Source organism: Bifidobacterium sp. ESL0775, assembly GCF_029395475.1.
Taxonomy (GTDB): domain Bacteria; phylum Actinomycetota; class Actinomycetes; order Actinomycetales; family Bifidobacteriaceae; genus Bifidobacterium.
On the sequence record NZ_CP113917.1, the window covers coordinates 232,082 to 252,229 of the forward strand.

The 20,148-nt window shown below is 58.5% G+C and carries 10 protein-coding genes and 1 pseudogene; 3 read left to right on the forward strand and 8 right to left on the reverse strand.

Annotation, left to right across the window (positions count from 1 at the left end; genetic code table 11):
* Positions 1–6: 6 nt before the first annotated feature.
* From OZX73_RS00675 to OZX73_RS00710, 8 genes are all read right to left on the reverse strand, one after another.
* Positions 7–570 (reverse strand): FHA domain-containing protein, encoded by a 564-nt coding sequence (locus tag OZX73_RS00675; RefSeq protein ID WP_277149681.1) that lies wholly within the window; start codon positions 568–570, stop codon positions 7–9.
* Between the two features lie 25 nt (positions 571–595).
* Positions 596–1,297 carry a DUF3662 and FHA domain-containing protein gene (locus OZX73_RS00680; protein ID WP_277149683.1) on the reverse strand — a complete coding sequence of 234 codons (702 nt, stop codon included), beginning with the start codon at positions 1,295–1,297 and terminating at the stop codon, positions 596–598.
* Positions 1,298–1,550: 253 nt separating this feature from the next.
* Positions 1,551–2,510 carry an Abi family protein gene (locus tag OZX73_RS00685; protein WP_277149685.1) on the reverse strand — a complete coding sequence of 320 codons (960 nt, stop codon included), beginning with the start codon at positions 2,508–2,510 and terminating at the stop codon, positions 1,551–1,553.
* Between the two features lie 558 nt (positions 2,511–3,068).
* Complete coding sequence (locus OZX73_RS00690) at positions 3,069–4,448, reverse strand: AAA family ATPase (RefSeq protein WP_277149687.1); 1,380 nt, start codon at positions 4,446–4,448, stop codon at positions 3,069–3,071.
* Between the two features lie 483 nt (positions 4,449–4,931).
* Complete coding sequence (locus tag OZX73_RS00695) at positions 4,932–9,194, reverse strand: BspA family leucine-rich repeat surface protein (protein WP_277149689.1); 4,263 nt, start codon at positions 9,192–9,194, stop codon at positions 4,932–4,934.
* An 880-nt stretch (positions 9,195–10,074) separates the two neighbouring features.
* Positions 10,075–11,499, reverse strand: a complete 1,425-nt coding sequence (locus OZX73_RS00700; RefSeq protein WP_277149691.1) for an RNA-binding domain-containing protein — start codon at positions 11,497–11,499, stop codon at positions 10,075–10,077.
* A 356-nt stretch (positions 11,500–11,855) separates the two neighbouring features.
* Positions 11,856–14,291 (reverse strand): PASTA domain-containing protein, encoded by a 2,436-nt coding sequence (locus tag OZX73_RS00705; RefSeq protein ID WP_277149694.1) that lies wholly within the window; start codon positions 14,289–14,291, stop codon positions 11,856–11,858.
* A 90-nt stretch (positions 14,292–14,381) separates the two neighbouring features.
* Positions 14,382–16,508, reverse strand: coding sequence for a PASTA domain-containing protein (locus tag OZX73_RS00710; RefSeq protein ID WP_277149696.1), 2,127 nt, complete (start codon positions 16,506–16,508; stop codon positions 14,382–14,384).
* Positions 16,509–16,554: 46 nt separating this feature from the next.
* Here OZX73_RS00710 and OZX73_RS00715 point away from each other — a divergent pair, with 46 nt between their 5' ends.
* The 3 genes and pseudogenes from OZX73_RS00715 (at position 16,555) to OZX73_RS00720 (ending at position 20,104) form a co-directional block, all read left to right on the forward strand.
* The gene (locus OZX73_RS00715) at positions 16,555–16,989 is read left to right on the forward strand and encodes a hypothetical protein (protein WP_277149698.1); all 435 of its coding nucleotides are present in this window, start codon (positions 16,555–16,557) and stop codon (positions 16,987–16,989) included.
* A gap of 166 nt (positions 16,990–17,155) precedes the next feature.
* Positions 17,156–17,806: pseudogene (locus OZX73_RS08810) on the forward strand (peptidase); the annotation flags it as partial.
* Positions 17,795–20,104, forward strand: coding sequence for a prolyl oligopeptidase family serine peptidase (locus tag OZX73_RS00720; RefSeq protein ID WP_348519465.1), 2,310 nt, complete (start codon positions 17,795–17,797; stop codon positions 20,102–20,104). The pseudogene OZX73_RS08810 and the gene OZX73_RS00720, both read left to right, overlap by 12 nt.
* Positions 20,105–20,148: the final 44 nt, after the last annotated feature.

Below are 20,148 nucleotides of genomic sequence, written 5' to 3' on the forward strand. Positions count from 1 at the left end.
TCGCGGTCACCTCAATTCGAACGTCGTGGCGCCGATGCGCACCGGCACGCGCGCGGGCAGGACCACGGGCGAGGTGATGCGGCGGTGGTTGACGATGGTGCCGTTCGTGCTGCCAAGGTCTTCGATGGCCCAGGAGCCCGAGGCGGGGTCGGCGTAGACGCGGGCGTGCTGCGAGGAGACGAATTCATCGTCAAGCACGACGGTGTTCGAGCTGGAGCGGCCGAGGGTGATGGTGCCGTTGCTCAACGGAACGGAGGAACCGGCGAGCGGCCCGTCGATGATGGTCAGAAGCGTCGGTTTGGCGTTGACACCGGCTCCGCCAGCGCTGCCCATTTGCATGCCTGGGTTGCCGCGGTGCGAGGTGGCCATAGGCGCGTTCGCCATGGCGGGCATCGGGTTGGATTCGGCGGCCTTGCGCGCGCGTCGTGCACTCTTGCGGTGCGACCACGATTTGTGCGGGCTCAGTGTGTCGACGTCGCGTTTCAGCGAGCGGACGGCGAGCCATACGAAAACCCAGAGCAGGGCGAGGAAGCCATACTTGAGAATCGCAAAGGTAAGTTCGGTGATCATTGGCGATGTACCTGGCGTCTGGCCGTTATTCCTGATCCTGCGATGAAGCCCAATAGAGGATGCGGGTGCGGCCGATAGTAATGGTGTTGCCGTCGAGCAGGGTCGCCGCCGGCACTTGGTGCCCTTCCACGTAGGTTCCGTTGGTGGAGCCCAAATCGCGGGCGATGGTGCCGTTCGGGGTGATGTCGATCTCGAGGTGGTTGCGGGAGATGCCCGGATCGTCGATGACGATGTCGCAGCCGGAGCCGCGGCCGACGATGGTCTTGTCTTTGGTGAGGAGGTATTGGTTGCCGTTAATCTCAAGCATCGGGCTGTCTTGCGACTGGTTCTCGGTGGTCACGGGAACGGCGTTGCCTTGCACGGATTCGCTAGTGAGCTTGAAGTTGCCCTTGCTCAAGTCAAGGTCTTCCTCGAAGATGACCACGACGGGGCCGACGAAGGCGTAGTGCTGGCTTTTGGCGTATTGCGTGAGGTTGTCCGCGAGCTCGTTGGCCAGCGTCTCGCTGCCCCATTGCTCGATGCGGTCGAAGTCGGGCGTGCTCAGCTTGAAGCGGTATTCGTTCGGGGCGACGGTGCGGTCGCGCCCGACCGGCATGGCCTCGGCGTCGATCTCGCGTTCGAGAGCGCTGGAGAGGTCGACCGGCTGGAGGTCTTTCGAGCCGAACTTCGAGAAGACGCCGTTGACGGCTCCCTCAACGCTTTTCTCAAAACGATCAAAAACGCTCATCCGAGCCCCTTTCTATCCGTACCCATCTTACGCGAGGCCTCAAACCAGTTGCGATTTTGCCCCCCAATCCGTGCAATTTCTTCATTGTGCGCGTCTATAGATGCGGCAAGTGCGGGCCCTTATTAGGGACTAGCCTTTAGTCGATAATTTGCTGCAGGTCGTGCAGGAAGAGCAGGGGCCCCATTTGGTGTTGAATGACTGGTCACCGCCGTAGACCACGATGCGGTGGCCCTTGTTCACGCCGAGGCTGATTTCATTTCCAGAGGTTCTGGTCCCGCCAGTCGAGCGGGAATCCCATTTGGGTGACCGGAATGTGGGGGTTGTCGTCCATGAGTTTGATGAATTTGTCTTGCCAGTTGTTGGTGCCTTCAATCTGTTTGAGCAGGTAGTTTTCCATGGTGATGAACGTTGCCGGGCCTTGTCGCCCGCGCAGGAAGTCCCAGTCGTGGCCCCACCAGTCGCCTTGGTATGTCCGTGTGGGAAGGCTGTCTGGAAGTTTTGGCGCTATTAGATTTGATTTGGAGTTCCATAGGCGGTCGTGGTGGGCCGTCATGTTTCTCACGCATCTGATGGTTTCGAGCCATTGGTCAAGGCGTTTCACGTCGCCTCTCTCCGATGTCTGGGGGTTTGAGCTGGGCATGCCGAGCCTGCACGCCAGTTCGTTTTTGATGTGTTCCGGAGCTCCTTGGTATAGGAAAAGCTTCAGTGTGCCGTAGTCAAGGCAGCCGACGAGCATCCAGTATGGCGGCAGGGGATTGCTGTATGTCTTTCTGAAATGTCTGATGTAGGGTAGTTGTGAGCGTGAGTAGGAACGAAGGAAGTTCTCAAGGGCGGCGTGCCAGCCCTGCGGGCCACCGTCAGATAGGTTTGGTAATCCTGCTTTCTCCATGTAACCGAAAGATCCGTGGAAGAGGGCCAGTTTGGTACCGAGGAAACTTCTCAGAAAAGCCTCTATGGTGATGATTCCGTCGAATACCACGACTCTTAGTTGCTGGTCGAAGATGTAGCGTTCCCAGATGTCGCTGAAGTCGGTATTTGGAAGGAATGGTAGGTTCCGCTTACTCTGGTTATCGTCCTGGGGTGTCAAGAATGGATACCAGTAGCCTTTGAGCCGATAGTAGCCTACGCGTTGTATCCGGTTGGCCAAGTCATCGGAGGTTATACCTTGCAGGCCCTTGTCCATGAGTCGTGAGGCTAGCTGTTCGGGAGCCATGGCCTCGTGTGAAGGGTAAGGAATAAGGGGTCGTTCAGCCACGGTGCTGTCCTTTTCGCGTATGAAAATGCCACCCTAGGATGTCCCCTTTCGGAGTACTGGTGGCTTTTAACAACTTAAGATTATCGAAAAGTCAAATGGCGCCACGCGTATTTACAAAAATTTCACATATATATTGGTCGATAAGACATATTTTATCTACTTTCTTGGAATGTCTGGAATGCCTAGAAAAATTCGACGAAAACGTTGGTAAATCGATGAAAATAGTGTCCGGAATAATGCCTGAAATGTTCACAAAGATGCCTTGATTTTCTATCCCGCCATGCTGAATATGGGTGTACGTATGTCGATGGTTACGGGGCTGAGCTGGTCGACGTCCGCTTGGTCGATGATTTGCTGCAGGTCGTGCAGGGAGAGTAGTCGCCCCGATCTTTAGCGAGGTCTATTCCATAGATTTAGCAATATCTACTCCCGAAGTTCTATGCAGTCTGCCACAGAAATTTCAAGAGACATGTTTTTGGAATCTGCTGAGAATTATCAGATTTTAGATACTCGATCCTAAAGCAGCCCTGCCATGTAGAGGGGGAGGCGCACCACGTCACCGTTTACGCTGAGTGGCTTGGGGTGCAGGATGTAGCGTGTGCCGACCTGGGGGCCGAATTTGGCCTTGAATTTGTTGAGTGAGATTGTGGAATACCGTTTTCCGGACTTGACCTCGATGGGACTCACTCGCGCTTTCATGCCGGCGTTCTTGTAGAGCTCGACGATGAGGAAGTCGATTTCCATGCGGTTTTCGGCGTGCTCGCGGTCGCTGCGGGAGTAAAAGAACAGGCGGTGCCCCGATGTGCGAAGCAGCTGCGCGACGACGTTTTCGACAAGCATGCCTTCGTTCAGGCTGACGTTGCCGAGAAGCACGTCGCGGTACACGTCGCTGGTGGTGATGTCGGCGTCGGAGAGGGCGAGTGAGACGAGTAGTCCGGTGTCTGCCAAGTAGCATTTCACCGTCGAGTGGTCCTCGCTGATTTTTAGGCCCACGCCGGGGTCGGTCGAGTTGAAGCAGTCGTTGGTGACGAAGGCGTCGGAAAGCCAGAAGAAGGCGTCGTCGTAGTCGCGTTTGCGCGCGTCGGCGCCGAGTGAGGTGATGTTGAAACGTTTCTCCTTTTTGGAGAGCTGGCCGACGAGGTTGTCGAATATCCGTGTGACTCGTAGCTGGCTGGTGCCGCCGTGTTTGGCGATATCTTCGCGATAGAGTTTAAGAATGAGGCGTTTGGTCCGGTCGACCGCGCCGAAGTCGTGCGTTCGGGCGTAGGTCGTGACGGCCTGGGGCATGCCGCCGACCAGCATGTATTCGCGGAAAAGCCGTGTGGCCTTGCGGTGCACCGCATCTGGTAACGGCTTGAGTTTGGCGAACGAGGTATGGATGGCATCGGCGAGAGGGCGCTCGTCAAGCGCCCAGAGAAATTCATCGAAGTCCATCGGGTCGAGGCGCATGGATTCCTCTTCCGAGGGGATGAGGATGTCGCGCACGTTCTCGCGGATGGATACCAGCGAGCCGGTTTCGATATAGTCGTAGCGCCCGTCGGCGATGAGCTGCTTGATCGCCTCGCGGGCCTTGGGGTAGAGCTGCACCTCGTCGAAGATGATGAGGCTGTCGCGTTCGTGCAATTTGACTCCGTAGAATGCGGAGAGGTACAGGAAGAAGGTGTCCAGATCGTTACGCAGGTCGCGGAAGTAGCCGAGGACGTCGTCCGGAGCGGTCGAGAAATCGACCAGCAGGCAGGAGGCATAGTGCCGCCTGCCGAACTCGGTGGCGAGCGTGCTTTTGCCCACGCGCCGTGCGCCTTCGATGAGCATGGCCGTGCTGCCGTTCGACTCGGCTTTCCATTGCTCCAGCCGGCCGAGGGCCTTGCGTTCGAAAACGGGAGTTTTCTCCATCATATTCTCCATTACCGGTTTCCGTTGCAATAACTGGGTTTCTCACGGAATCAAGGATATTAACGCCTTTGATTATACACGAAATCAAGAGTATTCTTACCGCAATAATACACGGAATCAAGGGTATCAAGATAGCTGATTATACACGAAATCAAGAGTATGGCGTTCATGGGATTGACGGGAACGGGTCGGGGTTGTGTGTTTGCGTTTGGTGGAAGTGTGGGTGGGTGCCGGCACGGTGGTTGGTTTGGGTTTGTTGGTTGCCGTGCCGGCATCCGGTTGGGTTCCCGTCTGGTGTACCAGGCGGGAAGTGTTGTGTGGCGCGGGTGGCCGGGCTGTCATCGGGTCCGGTGGGGTCCCACGCTGTTGGTTAGTGGGGCGGGTTGGCGCCCCGGGTCTGTGGGGTGTGGTGCCGCCCTGTGTTTGTGGGTCGCCCGTCGTGGCCGTTGGCCGTGACGTTGGCCGGGGGGGCGGTCCAATTGCGGTTTATCTGCTGTGGCGAGCTTGGCGCCTGCGGTTGCGCAAGGCGGTGGCGGCCATGAGCAAGATGAGGACGATGTCGAGGGCCAGCACCATGGCGATTCGCCATGACCTGCCTCCGGTCAAGGGCAGAGCGACCAGTTCGGGTCCGCTAATGAAGACATTGGGGGTGCTGACGCTGTTGCTCACGGTGCTGTTGGCCGGCAGCCTCCAAGTGTCTTTGGTCTTGATGGTGGCTGTCAGGTCGTAATGGCCGCCGGATGGCATGTCGCTTTCCGCAATCGTATGAGTGGATTCGTGCTCCGTGGCGCCGTCCCACGAACCGGCAGAAACCGTGTCGTCCCAGCAGGTGGCCGGGAAGCTGCCGCCGTCGACGGCGGAGGGGGTGATGCAGTAGTGGATGGTGTCGCCGGCGGCGAGTGGCTTGCTGGTTGCCGTCACCGCGACTTTATTGCCGTCGGCGGGTTTGCGTTCGGCGGTGACAGAAGGCTTGGCAAGCGTGCGCCACACCGCGTACAGAGTGGTGCTTTTGCCGGCTTCGGTGGTGCCTGTCAACGTCTTGTCGGGGTCGTAGGTGCTGTCCGACTGAGTGGCGGAGTTGCTGGTGGACCAGCCGGCGAACAAGTCGCTGTCACCCTTGGTGGGGATGGTGTTGCGGGGGATTTTCACGTAGGTCTGATGGGTGGAGGAGTCGGCGAACGCGCTGATCGCGGCGGGCACGCCTGCCGTTGCGCCGTTGCCGTCGAACGTGGCCTTTGCATATTCCAGGTAACCTTGTTTGACATCGGTTCCGCCAGACACCGTGTTATGAGTGTTCGGGTCGGTGATGAGTGGGGCCGAAGCCGTCAGTGTGTATTGCGCGCCGGGCGTGGCTTCCAGGTTCACAACCGGGTCGTTCACCGTGCAGGTGCCGTTGACGCAGGTCCAGCTATGGGTGGGGTTGGTGCTGTCGGCGCCACTCGTCAAGGTCGTTGTCTCTGTGGCGGTCACTTCGAAGGTCGCGGTGCCGTCGTTGGCTACGTGCGTGGTCACGTCGCCGATTGACGGTTTTGCCGATCTCCACTGCGCGTGTAAGACCATGATGCGGCATGGATTGTATTGGGTTTGAGAGAGATGAATTACGCTGCCGGCGGTCACAGGGTTGCCGTAATCGTCTTTCCAGCCCGTGAAGAGGCTCGCGGCATTGTTGCTGGTCAGCACCTCGCCTGTAGGTACCGTCGCGTTGGCTGCACCGCTTGTCGTGTTCGTTAAGGCTGGCTGGAAAGACGTGGTTCCACCGTTGGCATCCACTTCGATTTGCAGGCCGGGGAGAGTGCTGTCGACGTACACGCCTTCCGGATTCGATGCCACACGCGTTGAAAGGCCAGCCTTGGTTGGGAAGGTATCGGTCACTGTCGCATTGACGCCGTAACCGCTCAGGCGTTTCCATGACGTGGCTTGCACCAGAGCAAATGCGTTGGCATTCGTGAGTTTGGTGTTTGAGCCCAGCACGAGCACGCGCAACGCTTCCGGCATCATGTAGCTCATGTTGGTGGTTTTGCGGGCGTCCCAGCCGTGCAGGTCGAGGCTGGTGAGGTTGGTGCAGCCCATGAACATGTAGCTCATGTCGATGGCTTTGGCGGTGTTCCATGCGTGCAGGTCGAGGCTGGCGAGTTTGGTGTCGTCCCGGAACATCTCGCTCATGGTGGTGGCGCTGCCGGTGTCCCAGCCGCCGAGGCCGGTGATGGTGGTGAGGTTGGGGTTGTTCTCGAAGAGGTTGCCCATGTAGAGCACGTTGGCGGTCTTCCAGCCGGTGGCGTCGATGCTGGAGATCTTGGCGTTGTAGAACAGGGCGCCGATGTTGTCGCCCTTGCCGGTGCCGGGCGTGGCGGCGAACTGCCAGTCGCGGGCGTTGAGGGTGGCCAGGCTGGGGAATCCGGCGAACCAGCTGAGGGTCGAGTCGGTGTTGCGGGAGAGGTCCCAGCCGCTGGCGTCGAGGGTGGCCAGGGCGGGTGCCTTGGCGAGGATGGCGAGGCCCATCCTCTGGTGGGCGGTCCAGTTCCTGGCGGTGACGGTGGTCAGGGCGTTGTCGCCGGAGAACGCGTCCCGCCAGCGGGCGGTGTCGGTCGTGTTGAAGCCGCCGAGGTCCCAGCCGGAGAGGTCCAGGGATTGCAGGGACGTGCAGCTCCGGAACGCGGAGTCCATGTTGCTGAGGTGGCTGGTGTCCCAGCCGGAGAGGTCCAGGCTGGCCAGGACGCTGTCGCCGGAGAACATGTAGGTGATGTCGGTCAGGGCCGGGGTCTTCCAGCCCGACAGGTCCGCGCTGGTCAGCCCGGTGCAGCCGGCAAACATGGCGGCGGTGCTGGACAGACTGCTGACGTTCCAGCCGTGCAGGTCGAGTGTCTGCAGTTTGGTGTCGCCTACGAACATGTAGGTCATGTTGTTGGTGGTGCGGGCGTCCCAGCCGTGCAGGTCGAGGCTGGTGAGGTTGGTGAGGTTGGTGAACATGTAGCTCATGTTGGTGGTTTTGCGGGCGTCCCAGCCGTGCAGGTCGAGGCTGGTGAGGTTGGTGCAGCCCATGAACATGTAGCTCATGTCGATGGCTTTGGCGGTGTTCCATGCGTGCAGGTCGAGGCTGGCGAGTTTGGTGTCGTCCCGGAACATCTCGCTCATGGTGGTGGCGCTGCCGGTGTCCCAGCCGCCGAGGCCGGTGATGGTGGTGAGGTTGGGGTTGTTCTCGAAGAGGTTGCCCATGTAGAGCACGTTGGCGGTCTTCCAGCCGGTGGCGTCGATGCTGGAGATCTTGGCGTTGTAGAACAGGGCGCCGATGTTGTCGCCCTTGCCGGTGCCGGGCGTGGCGGCGAACTGCCAGTCGCGGGCGTTGAGGGTGGCCAGGCTGGGGAATCCGGCGAACCAGCTGAGGGTCGAGTCGGTGTTGCGGGAGAGGTCCCAGCCGCTGGCGTCGAGGGTGGCCAGGGCGGGTGCCTTGGCGAGGATGGCGAGGCCCATCCTCTGGTGGGCGGTCCAGTTCCTGGCGGTGACGGTGGTCAGGGCGTTGTCGCCGGAGAACGCGTCCCGCCAGCGGGCGGTGTCGGTCGTGTTGAAGCCGCCGAGGTCCCAGCCGGAGAGGTCCAGGGATTGCAGGGACGTGCAGCTCCGGAACGCGGAGTCCATGTTGCTGAGGTGGCTGGTGTCCCAGCCGGAGAGGTCCAGGCTGGCCAGGACGCTGTCGCCGGAGAACATGTAGGTGATGTCGGTCAGGGCCGGGGTCTTCCAGCCCGACAGGTCCGCGCTGGTCAGCCCGGTGCAGCCGGCAAACATGGCGGCGGTGCTGGACAGACTGCTGACGTTCCAGCCGTGCAGGTCGAGTGTCTGCAGTTTGGTGTCGCCTACGAACATGTAGGTCATGTTGTTGGTGGTGCGGGCGTCCCAGCCGTGCAGGTCGAGGCTGGTGAGGTTGGTGAGGTTGGTGAACATGTAGCTCATGTTGGTGGTTTTGCGGGCGTCCCAGCCGTGCAGGTCGAGGCTGGTGAGGTTGGTGCAGCCCATGAACATGTAGCTCATGTCGATGGCTTTGGCGGTGTTCCATGCGTGCAGGTCGAGGCTGGCGAGTTTGGTGTCGTCCCGGAACATCTCGCTCATGGTGGTGGCGCTGCCGGTGTCCCAGCCGCCGAGGCCGGTGATGGTGGTGAGGTTGGGGTTGTTCTCGAAGAGGTTGCCCATGTAGAGCACGTTGGCGGTCTTCCAGCCGGTGGCGTCGATGCTGGAGATCTTGGCGTTGTAGAACAGGGCGCCGATGTTGTCGCCCTTGCCGGTGCCGGGCGTGGCGGCGAACTGCCAGTCGCGGGCGTTGAGGGTGGCCAGGCTGGGGAATCCGGCGAACCAGCTGAGGGTCGAGTCGGTGTTGCGGGAGAGGTCCCAGCCGCTGGCGTCGAGGGTGGCCAGGGCGGGTGCCTTGGCGAGGATGGCGAGGCCCATCCTCTGGTGGGCGGTCCAGTTCCTGGCGGTGACGGTGGTCAGGGCGTTGTCGCCGGAGAACGCGTCCCGCCAGCGGGCGGTGTCGGTCGTGTTGAAGCCGCCGAGGTCCCAGCCGGAGAGGTCCAGGGATTGCAGGGACGTGCAGCTCCGGAACGCGGAGTCCATGTTGCTGAGGTGGCTGGTGTCCCAGCCGGAGAGGTCCAGGCTGGCCAGGACGCTGTCGCCGGAGAACATGTAGGTGATGTCGGTCAGGGCCGGGGTCTTCCAGCCCGACAGGTCCGCGCTGGTCAGCCCGGTGCAGCCGGCAAACATGGCGGCTGCATTATTAAGAGTGATGTTTACGTTGGATGTGGTGTTTACGTTTTGCAGTGAAGGCCATGATTGGAATGCGTTGGATACTCTGATGGTAAGGTCCCCATTAAAGACTACTTTGGTGGCGTTGTGAGCTACCGTGTTTGCCGTGCCGCTGTTGCCGAAGGCGGTTTGGCTGCTGGTGCTGCCGGTGTCGCCGGCCCCGATGGTGAGGGTGCAGTCGCCGCTGAGGCTCCATGAGGCTGTGCCCCATTTGGTGCCCGGTGTGCTGTTCTGCGGTGTACATGTTGCTTGCGGTCCTACTGAAGGTTGCTCTCTCAGGAGGGATTCGGAGTCTAACGGTGTGGGCGCGGAAGTTGCTTGATGGTCTGGGTTTGCAGGTTGCGACGGTGTGGGAGCAGATTGCGCGTGGTGGGTGCCGTCGAGCTGAGAGGTAGGTGGATTTGCCGGTTTTGGTGCGGGCTTGGTGTTTGCATCGTTAGGGTCTTCGGTGACCTTTGAAACGGAATGGACAATGGTGTTTTGGAGATGTCTAAAAGTGAGTTTGGGGGATGAAGTGGATTGTGCGGTGCTGTTTGGCGAGCCAGTATCTTCAGTTACATAACGGACCTGCGGGGGGGGGTAATATTCGCCAGAGTTATGCACAGTGACAACACGACCAGATTGTGGATAACACCCATAAGGAACCAACCTTCTTACTCAATGTCGTTGTGCGATGCAATGCATCGCACAACGACGGTAATACTTCAACTTCTTTTATATTACATAGTTTCCCGACCGGATTCAATCTTCAGGCCGGAAACATCCCGTTGGGACCGGTCCCATTGATTGTTGGCGCTGGATAGATTTGTCGTCTATTGGATTCAGATGTTTCAGGGTTTCAGCGGAAGGTTCCACGTGTCCTTGCAGCTGCTTGTGGTCCGGTGTAAGCCGTTTTCGCCCGGCGTGTCGCGTATTTTGTGGATGGGCCTTTGCCTAGACGTTTCAGGGTCTGGTTATCGACGAGTGAACTGAGGAGACGGGAAGCTGCAGGTTTGGAGAGTCCCGTCAATTCCGCCGTTTGACTTCTGTTGATTGAGGGATGTTCTTGCAGATAGGTGAGTATCAAATTGGTGCGGTTTGCAAAGTCATCATCGAGAATGGTTGGTGGTTTGCTGATTGGTTTATCCTTGATTGCACTGGTTTCGGTCTCATCTCCCTCATAACGTTGGGAAGGCAGGATAAGTTTGAAACTGTGACTGGCTATCGAGATTGTTGGCTGTTTTTCAAAGCCCTCATACATTTCGAAGATTTTCGGGATTCCCATTCCGTATGCTTCCACGAGATGGAGCCGATAGAAGATGTTCGCGAGTTTTGGATTTCTTTTTGAGGAAAGCCCGTTGATGATGTCGTCTTTGCCCACGCCTTTGCGCAGGCCTCCGAAATTGATGAATTCAATGCGGTCATCGTAAACGCTGATGAGCGCAGAATCATGATAGGTGTAATCGCGGTGGATTAATAGGTTTAATACTGCCTCGCGTAAGGTGGCTGGCGGGTAATCGTAGAAATCCTCGCGATATATCGACCCGATCGTCGAGCTGACCCGGTTGTAGGGGCCTAAAAATTGCAGGATTTGTTCCAGCTGGATAAATAGGGAGCCGGTAAATTCGTAACGGTTGCTTATTGTCATTTTGCGGGTTCCTTGGAATTTGGCGGCTTTTACGGAAGCTGTGCATTCGTCAGAAAGCAGCCAGGCAAGGTTGGTGTATAGACCGTCGGCGTTGATTATTCCAAGTGTGCGATAGCTGTTGTCGTTGAGCGGAACGTCATGCTTCTCGAACATATTTCGTAAGGCATTGAAGGAGAGACGCTGTTCCAAGCTGACCGCATCTTCGAATGAATTGCCTGAGGTCTCCCGGACCATATCGAGTATTGCTGTTTCACTTGCGGGAATCGACGCGGCGCCCGAGCGGATATAGACGCCTGCCGGTCTGAGGCCTTTGTCGGAAAGATAATAAGGACGATCGGTGCCTCGGCTGACTTGGGCTTGCACGATTTGCTGCCCGTTCATAGTTTCGGTGGTTACTGAAAGGAAAGCAATGATATCAGGGCGTATGGCGTTGGCCGCAGCTTGGGTGACCTGTCTCATTGTCTCGTCTGGATTGGCGAGACCTGTTACTTGGCCTGTGTCGTCGATGCCGACGTAGATGGTTCCTCCATCGGTGTTTGCGAAAGCCGCCAAGGTACGTTTTGCGCTGTCTGACCATTCGCGTTTGAATGCTATGTGTAGGCCTTCACGCAATGGTTCGGTCTTTTCCTTAGTCATAAATAGAATCTTATCATATCTTATCGTATCGTTTTGATAAGATACGATAAGATAGTAGGATTTGTAAAAATCAAAAAGCATATTTTTGTTGGAATAGCAATGTTTCTGAGCTATCTTATATCTTATATTTTTATCTTATAAATTATACGATACGATACGATATTTTGATAAGATAAACCGGTCTTTTTGTGAGGGTATAAGCTCAATTTTCGTTGGAATTACAACGTTTCTGCGCCTATCTTATAATCTTCTATCTTATATTTTGTATCGTATCACCTATCCGATCAAATGATACGATAGCCTGCTATATCGCGGCGGCGATTGTGGATTCCTTCGTTACCAGGTGCTGCGGCTTTCTACTCCTGCAAGTGGTAGACGCTGTCGTCGCTTGGGGCCGAGTTCATGTGGTAGCCGACCACATAAAGGTAGGGTCGGTCTGTTTTTGCCGCCGTCGCCGGGCCTTGGGCTGGGTCGAATAGAGGGCTGGAGATCGTTGATGTGTTGGGGTTGTACCAGCCTGATGTATCCGCGTTTTTGAAGACGTAAATCGTGAAAAGGGGCTTTTGGATTTCGGCTTCGCTCGCTCCGCTGTCGTAACAGAGTTGTGAGCCCGTTCCCGCGGCGCATTTGTAATCGCTGTCCGGCCCGATAAGGCTCAGATAGGGTGAGTCTAGCTTGCTGTTGTGGGCTTGGTCTCCCCATGTCTCGTTTGAGTTCGCAAGGTGGAGCTGGTTGCTTGGATGGTCCGATGGCATCCCTGTGATGATGCCTGTCTTATCGAGTTGGGCGCATTTGCCGGAGTCGGTGCAGTACTTGCCGGCTATCAGCGAGAAATCGCCTTTTTCTGCGGCCGCCGTGATTTGGTCCGGGGTCGCGTTCTTGGAAGTGGGCTTCGGATCGGCCTTGCTGCCGTCCTTCGAGATGGTGAACTCGGGCAACGAGCTCCAATCGAGCTGCGGGTTTTCGACCAGATAATAAGCGGTTTCGTCGGAAGGCGCGGGCTTGGTGGCGACCATCTTGTGGCCCGGCTGCTCTACTTCCGGGACAAACGGGTTGGGGGAGTCCAACGTGGGGACGTTGACTTTCGTGGTCTTATAGAGGCTTTTGTCGCGGCGGATGAAGAACGGGCGCGAGGTGTCGACGTCTTTTTCCTTGGCCGCCTCGGCTGTCGCGTCCTTGTCGAAGTATCCGGAATCGATGACCCCTTTCACGTCGGAACCGACCGGGAAGTAGACGTAGTGGGTTTTCATCTCGTAACTTGCCCCAGACATCGGCGCGTTCTGGCTCGGGTAGTCGTGGGATAAGTGCCCGTTGACGCACGTGTCCTCTGGATCCCAGCGGGGGATTATGTCCGTGCCGCAGGTGATTTGGGAAATGGTCGAGTCCATGAGTTCGAACGCGCCCTTGTTTTGATAATACAGTTCTTCGCGAGCACCTTTCTTCGGGTCCGTGTTTGCCGGGCAGCCGGGGTCGCCGCCGTTATGGCAGAACAGCAGCGCGTGGCCGGTTCCGGTGCCGTCGGCGGAGTCATCGCCATTGCTTTCCGAACTTTTGACCCAGGATCGGCCGCCATCGTCGCCTGAATTTTCGCCGGGGCTCAAGGTGATGCATTTGTCGTCGTTGGTGCAGTATGTTCCCTCCACCGGTGCCAAGCCGGCATTGACGCCGGTCATGTTGATGTCGCTGTTGGTGGGATCAAATCTTACGGCGTCGTTCATGCCATTGGCGTCGATGCCGTAATAAAGCGTCAGGTTGCCGCCGGTGGCCGCGCTGCCGGGCTTGGGAGAGGAATCGACGACTTTGCCGAGCATCTTCTTGCTGGAGAAGCGGGGGACAAGCTTCACGTTGAAACCCTTGCTGGCGTACTGCTGCTTGGCCTCGCTCTTGTCTTGGCCCACGACGTCGTAATTGATGCCGCTGCCCGAGGTGGCGACGCCCACGTCGATGCCGGTTTTGCTGTCGCTGACCGCCTGGCCGTCGTTGGGGTAGGAGGCGATGACCGTGCCCTCTTTGGTCTTGTCCGTGTTGGTTATCACTTTGTAATAATGCACCGGAACGCCCATGGATTTGAGGCTGTCGGTGACGTTTTGCACAGGTTGGCCGCTGGTGCCTTTGGGCACGCCGGGGCCGCTCGAGGCGATGACGGTGATGGGCTGGCTGCGGGTGCTGTAACGCTTGCCGGACTCGATGCCGCGATATTTGAGGAAGCTGCCTTTGGGCTTGGCCGAGAAGGTTTGCTTGGTGACGGTTTTGAAGCCGCGTTTGTGCAGCGATTTCTCGACGTCGGAGGCGCTGAACTCATCGGTCTTGCCTGATTTGACCACGCCGAGGTCGGTTGGGTTCGGCACGGTTTTGCCGCCCCACAGCTGGGCTTTGTAGGTGCCGAAACCGACACCCGTCACCACAAGCGCGGCGGCGACAATGGAGGCGATGATGATAATGAGGGTTTTCTTCGTGTGGACTTTTGCCGCCGTGGTTACGGCCGCGCCCGCAGCCGTAACCACGGGGTTGGGTGCGCCATGGGGCAGGGGTATGGATGAGGTCGGGCCTTGTGCGGGCTGGTTCGGTGCCGGTTGCGCGGCGATTGGCGTGTTGTTTCCTACCGTGTTGCCGTTGTTGCTTCCAGCACCGCCAGTGCTGCCAGCGCTGCAGATGCTGCCGGTGCCGGTGCCGGTACGGCCGCCTCCTATGCCGTTATTGTTCCCGCCCACCGTCGGCGCCGGGGAGCCGCATTGGGTGCAGAACGCTTCATCGTCATCCATCCGGTGCCCGCAGCTATTGCAGAATTTCATCTTCACTCCTCAATACGGATTTCCGTTGATACGAATGCTGCGCCCTGGTTTTCCGCAATTGGCAAAAGGCTTGCAGCGCAAACTCAGCCGTCATTCTTTGAGATAGTAGACATCGTCCGGATGGGGCGGAGCTGTCGACGTGGTGCTGTGGCTGTTCATGACGACCAAATACGGCCTATCAGTAGGGGCCTGGGTGGGGTCATCGGCTCCGGCGACGAACAAGAAGCCAGGATTTTCGATGGACTGGTCATTCTCTTTGTACCAAGCCGAGGTGTCCGCACCCTTGAAAACGTAGAGGAGCTTGGTCGGGGTGGTGGCCATCTGATTCATCTGGACGTCGGCGCATTGGCTGAGCCCCACGCCGCCGTCACAGGTGTATTCGCTGTCTGGCCCTGTCAGGAAGAAGAAGGGCCGTTTCGCCGAGTATGTGGTTCCTGCGGATCCGTTGCTGGTGTTGTCGAAGGAAAGATGGCTGCCTTCGTGCGCGATCATGTCATAATCTTTGCTCACTCCAGTCAACACGCCTTGCTTGCTCAGCTGCATGCATTCCCCACTGCTCAGGCAATAGCTCCCGGCGATCGGCGTGAAGTCCCCCTTTGCCATCGCCGCTAAAATCTGGTTGGGCGAGGCATCTTTGGAGGCAGATTCGGTCTTTTTGCCATCATTGTTCCCATCGCTGAAGACGTAATCCGGCAATGAACCCCAGTCAAGTTGCGGGTCCTCGACCAGGTAATAGGCCGTCTCGTCGCTGGGGGCAGGCTTGAATGGTTCCAGCTTCTGCCCGTTAAGGGCGGCGAAAGTCGGGGCGAAGGGATTGGGGGTGTCGAATGTGGTCACCGGAACGCTGGTCTTGTCGTAGAGCTTCTTGTCACGTCTGATGAAGAACGGGCGTGAGGTGTCTACGGCCTTCTGCTTCTGTGCTTTGGCGAGTTCATTGTTATCGAAATAATTCGCGCCGGTTACTTTGGATACGTCGGAACCGACCGGGAAATAAATGTATAGGGGCCCCATGTCGTAATTCGCCCCGGACATCGGGCTGTCAAAGCCCGGGTCGCCTGTGTAAATGGTCTTGCCATTGATGCATCCACCGTCTTCCTGCCAGATGCCGCCGCATTCGAACCCGACGGCCATCTGGTAAGGTGCGAGCTCGAACGCGCCGGAACCCTTGGTGTAAAGGGATTGCAAGTCGTTTTCTGTTGGGCAATACGCCTGTTGCACTGATCCGCAAAACAGCAGGTCCTTGCCAAAGTCTTTGCTTCCTTGGCTTGGGAATTCGGAGCTGATGGTGGCGGGCATTCCCTGTCCGCTATCGGACGGGTTCGTGAAATCGATGCAATCTCCCGCATTGGTGCAATATTTGCCCGCCACCGGAGCGGCCGATCCCACAAGATCATTGGGCGAACCGTAGGGGTCATCCGGATATGCGTTCTTGCCGATTACCGCGTCCTTGAAACCGCTGGCGTCGATGCCGTAGTAGAGGGTGAGGTTGCCGCCGTTGGCCTCGGAGCCGGGCTTCGGGCTGGAATCGACGATCTTGCCGAGGCGCGCCTTCGAGGAGAAGCGGGGCTTCAAAGTGACGTTGAAGCCGGCGCTTGCGTACTGTTGCCTGGCCTGGTCCTTGTCCTGGCCTACGACGTCGTAGCCCACGCCTTTGGCCTGCTCGGCCACGCCGATGTTGATGCCGGTTTTGGTGTCGGTGACAGGCTGGCCGTCGGCGGGGTAGGAGGCGACGACGGTGTCTGGCGCGGTTTTCTGATTGGTGACGACCACCTTATGGAAGTGGACGGGGACGTTCATGTCGGAAATCGACTTGCGGATCTTGCGCACCTGCTGGCCTTGGGTGCCTTTGGGCACCCCCGGCCCGCTCGAGGCGAAGACGGTGATGGGGTCGCCGGTGCTGTAGCGCTTGTTCGGGTCGATGTTGCTGTACTTGATGAAACTGCCCTTCGGCTTGCCCGAGAACGTCTGCTTGGTGGTGGTCTTGAAGCCGCGTTTGTGCAGGGATTGTTCCACGTCCGACGCGGTGAATTCGTGGGTCTTGCTTGACTTGACTACGCCGAGATCGGCTGGTTTCGGCACGGTTTTGCCACCCCACAGTTGGGCTTTGTAGGTGCCGAAGCCTGCGCCAGCCACGACGAGCGCGGCGGCGACGATGGACGCGATGATAATGATGAGACGTTTTTGGGCGTTCGCCTTGACGGCTGTGGCTGCTGCCATGCTCGCTGGGCCTGCGGTTGGGCTTGCCTGCGTGTTTGCTCCGCCCATGGCTGGGCTTGCTGCTGTCGAGCTTACCGGTGCGCTTGTTGCCGCGCTTGCCGTTGCACCCGTGACCGCGCTCGGAGCCACACTTTCGGTTCCTGCGGTTGCTGCTGCGCTGGCTCCTGCGGCTGTGGGTGCGTCTGTACTTGTGGGGGTTGCCGTTGTCGCGTTTGCCGGTGCGTTTGGAATGTCGCTTTGTGGTTGTGGTACGTTTTGTGACGTTGACATAGACGGCGCGGGAGCCCCGCATTTGGTGCAGAATTTCTCTTCATCAGCGAGCCTGTGCCCGCATTTGTTGCAAAACTTCATCGTTTCTCTTTTCCCAGTGTCTCATACACCAACTCTTCAATATATATGCTACGACTTCCAGTGCCGAAATGTGGTGAGTCTAAGTGCAAGTTGGGAATTTAAAAGTAGGTTATTATGGAGAAGTCAATAGAGAGCTTCTAACAAGGGCACTTGAACGGCAGCGTTTATAGTCTTTAGCCCAATCTCTGTTGATGATAGCTGGCCTTCGGGCTGGAGTTACTTGATGGAGCCGGTGTAAAAGCCGGCTCCTTGCATTTGCGGATGGCCGTGTGAGGCTCGTTCTTTATACTGGAACCATGACTTTAGGTGAGACTCGACATGTTGACGGTTTGGATCTGCGGGCGAAGGCGATTGCGGAGTTTCCGGGGCGCAAGGCGCGGACGCTGCGGTTCACGGGTGGGGCGCCTCGAGCGGCGCGAGCGATCGGCGACGGGTCGCGGGCGTTGTTTCTGCGTTCGGACGGGCCGGAGGATCTGGTCACGTCGCTGTGGATGAGCGTGATTGGCCGTGACGGTTCTCATCGCGAGGTGCTGCTGGCCGACCCACGTGAGCTGCTTGCCGATGCGGACAACGAGGATGTGCCAGCCGAGGAGAAAGCGCGGCGCGAGCGTGCCCGCGAAGGTGGGCAGGGCATCGTCTCGTACTCCGTGGATGACGCTGGGCGGCGCGTGGTTTTCACCATTAACGGCCAGCTCTTCGTCAGCGAGATCGACGAGGACGGCGACGGCGCTCGCACGCGGCAGATTGCGGTTGGCGGCGCTGATGATGGCGGCGAAAATGGTCATGACGATGCCGCGAATTCCAATGATGACGATGGCGTGACCGACGCCAATTCGAAGGCTTCGTCGGCAGGTTGCAAGTGGCTGCCGGTGTTGAACCCGCGGATTTCACCGGATGGGCGGCATATCGCCTACACGACGGGTTCACGGCTGGTGATGGTGGATATCGCAGATTGGGATGATGCTGGATTTGCCGATACCGCTGTAAAACAGGACGATGATGGCACTGATTCTCGTGCCGGCGATGTTGCTGATGACAGCGTTGCGGAAGCGGATGGTGGAAGCTCGGCAGGCGAACAAAGTGCCGGTGATGCTATCGCGCGTCATTCGCATCGTAGTGTTCACCCGCACACCTGCGCGGCCGAGGCGCATGAAGCTTACGAAGCTGGAGATGTCAATGATACCAACGCTTCCGGCGATAGATTCAGCACGGTTTGGAGCGTGGGAAACGACCCGGGCGGAACGCTGAAGATCGGCTTGGCCGAATTCGTGGCCGGTGAGGAAATGGACCGCTACGACGGTTTCTGGTGGGCTCCCGATTCGCGTGGTCTGTTGTTCGAAATGTATGACAGTTCGCCCGAGCCGATTTGGTATATCAGCGATCCGGCCGATCCGAGCAAACCCGCGACCGGCCGGCGTTACGCGCGGGCGCTCACGAAGAACGCCATCGTGCGGCTGATGTTGGCCCATCTTGAGTTCGGCGAATCGTCCAAGGCTATGGGCGGCGATGGCTACGGTGCCTATGACGATGGCGGGAACAGTTATGACACCGAAGGTGGCAGCGCAAGCGAACAAACCGGAAGCTATAGTGGAATCGGCGCAACGCATTACATTGGTTGCGATGTACAGAACGTCTCATGGGATCGCGAGACTCACGAATACATGGCGGCGGTGAGCTGGATGGCCGGCCACGAGCCGCTCGTGCTGGTGCAGAACCGTCGGCAGACGCGCGACCAGGTGCTGGAAGTCCAGCCTGACGGGCGGACGAAGGTTCTTGAAGAGCACGCCAACGATCAATGGATCGATCTCGTACTTGGCACCCCGGCCTTCACGCCGGATGGCCGGCTGGTTTGTGCCTTGAATGATATGGACACCGACACAAACCGGTTAACCGTCGACGGCAAGCCATTCACCCCAGCTGATTGGCAGATTCGCACTGTGCTGGACGTGGGCGACGAGAACGTGCTCGCGGTGGTCCAGCGCACGCCGCATGAGGTTGCGGTGGATGAAAATGTGTCTGGTTCACCGACCGAGGCGGGTCTTGCGGGAAGTGTGGCCGTTACCGACGCTATTGGAACTGTGGCCGAATCCGAACCGTTATCCAAATCTAATAACGTGGATTCCTGCATTAGCCGTAATGCTATGGAAATTCCGTCGGAACGAGGCTCGCTTCCCGCAGTTCCTGCGGCCTGGCTGGGCGACGAGGCGCTGCACGACGCCCGCAGCTACGATGTGGTCACCATCGATTTCGACGGCAACATCACGCCGGTCACGGCTCATCCGGGAGTGTGGAGTGCAAGCCGCGCGGGCGATGGCATCGTGGTGTCCGGCCGCGATATGACGCATCCCGGTTCGTTGATGATGCATGCTTTAATGGGTGATTCTGTTGATGATAAATGTGTTGACAACGCACTGACGAACGACTCCAGGTATGGAACGCAAGCCGCCATCGCCAGCTACGCCGAGACCCCCGGTTTCACACCGAACGTCGAGTTCATGCGGCTGGGCGAGCACCGCATGTTCACCGCGATCATCCGGCCAAGCGCTTCCAGTAGATTCGCCGGCGCAACCAAGCTTCCGGTGCTGCTCAAGCCTTATGGCGGACCGGGCGCGCAGCAGGTCGTCTTCTCGCAGGCGGCTTACACGGAATCGCAATGGTGGGCCGACCAGGGCTTCATCGTGGTCACCGCCGACGGCCGCGGCACCACCGGTCGCGGGCCGAAGTGGGACCGCGAGATCTTCGAGCGCATGAAGGATGTGTCGCTGGCCGACCAGGTCGAAGCGGTGCATGCGTTGCCGGACGTCGCGCCAGATGCGGACCTCGACCGCGTCGCGATCATCGGCTGGTCGTATGGCGGCTATCTTTCGGCGCTCGCGGTTTTGGACGCCCCCGACATCATCCACGCGGCCTGTGCCGGTGCGCCTCCGACCGACTGGGCGCTTTATGATACGCATTACACCGAGCGCTACCTCGGCCTCGACCCGGCGGTCTACGAGCGCAACTCCATCATCGCCGACGCCCCGAAACTCGCCCGTCCGCTGATGCTCATCCACGGTTTCGCCGACGACAACGTCACCATCGCGAACTCGCTGCGTCTCTCGCAGGCCCTGATGGAGGCCGGCCGCCCCCACACCTACCTCCCGCTGACCGGCATCACCCACATGACCAACGATCCGAAGGTCGCCGAAAACCTGCTCACCCTCCAGCGCGACTTCCTCTACGACGCGTTGGGAATAAATAGTTAGAATCTGGTTGCGTGTTTCTACGAGCGTGAAAACAAATATCGGTC

Coding starts and splice junctions, on each gene's coding strand:
- OZX73_RS00690 (WP_277149687.1), bottom strand. CDS start 4,448: ATGATGGAGAAAACTCCCGTTTTCGAACGCAAGGCCCTCGGCCGGCTG.
- OZX73_RS00675 (WP_277149681.1), bottom strand. CDS start 570: ATGATCACCGAACTTACCTTTGCGATTCTCAAGTATGGCTTCCTCGCC.
- OZX73_RS00680 (WP_277149683.1), bottom strand. CDS start 1,297: ATGAGCGTTTTTGATCGTTTTGAGAAAAGCGTTGAGGGAGCCGTCAAC.
- OZX73_RS00695 (WP_277149689.1), bottom strand. CDS start 9,194: ATGTTTGCCGGCTGCACCGGGCTGACCAGCGCGGACCTGTCGGGCTGG.
- OZX73_RS00705 (WP_277149694.1), bottom strand. CDS start 14,291: ATGAAATTCTGCAATAGCTGCGGGCACCGGATGGATGACGATGAAGCG.
- OZX73_RS00700 (WP_277149691.1), bottom strand. CDS start 11,499: ATGACTAAGGAAAAGACCGAACCATTGCGTGAAGGCCTACACATAGCA.
- OZX73_RS00685 (WP_277149685.1), bottom strand. CDS start 2,510: ATGGCTCCCGAACAGCTAGCCTCACGACTCATGGACAAGGGCCTGCAA.
- OZX73_RS00710 (WP_277149696.1), bottom strand. CDS start 16,508: ATGGCAGCAGCCACAGCCGTCAAGGCGAACGCCCAAAAACGTCTCATC.
- OZX73_RS00715 (WP_277149698.1), top strand. CDS start 16,555: ATGGCTGGGCTTGCTGCTGTCGAGCTTACCGGTGCGCTTGTTGCCGCG.
- OZX73_RS00720 (WP_348519465.1), top strand. CDS start 17,795: ATGGTGGATATCGCAGATTGGGATGATGCTGGATTTGCCGATACCGCT.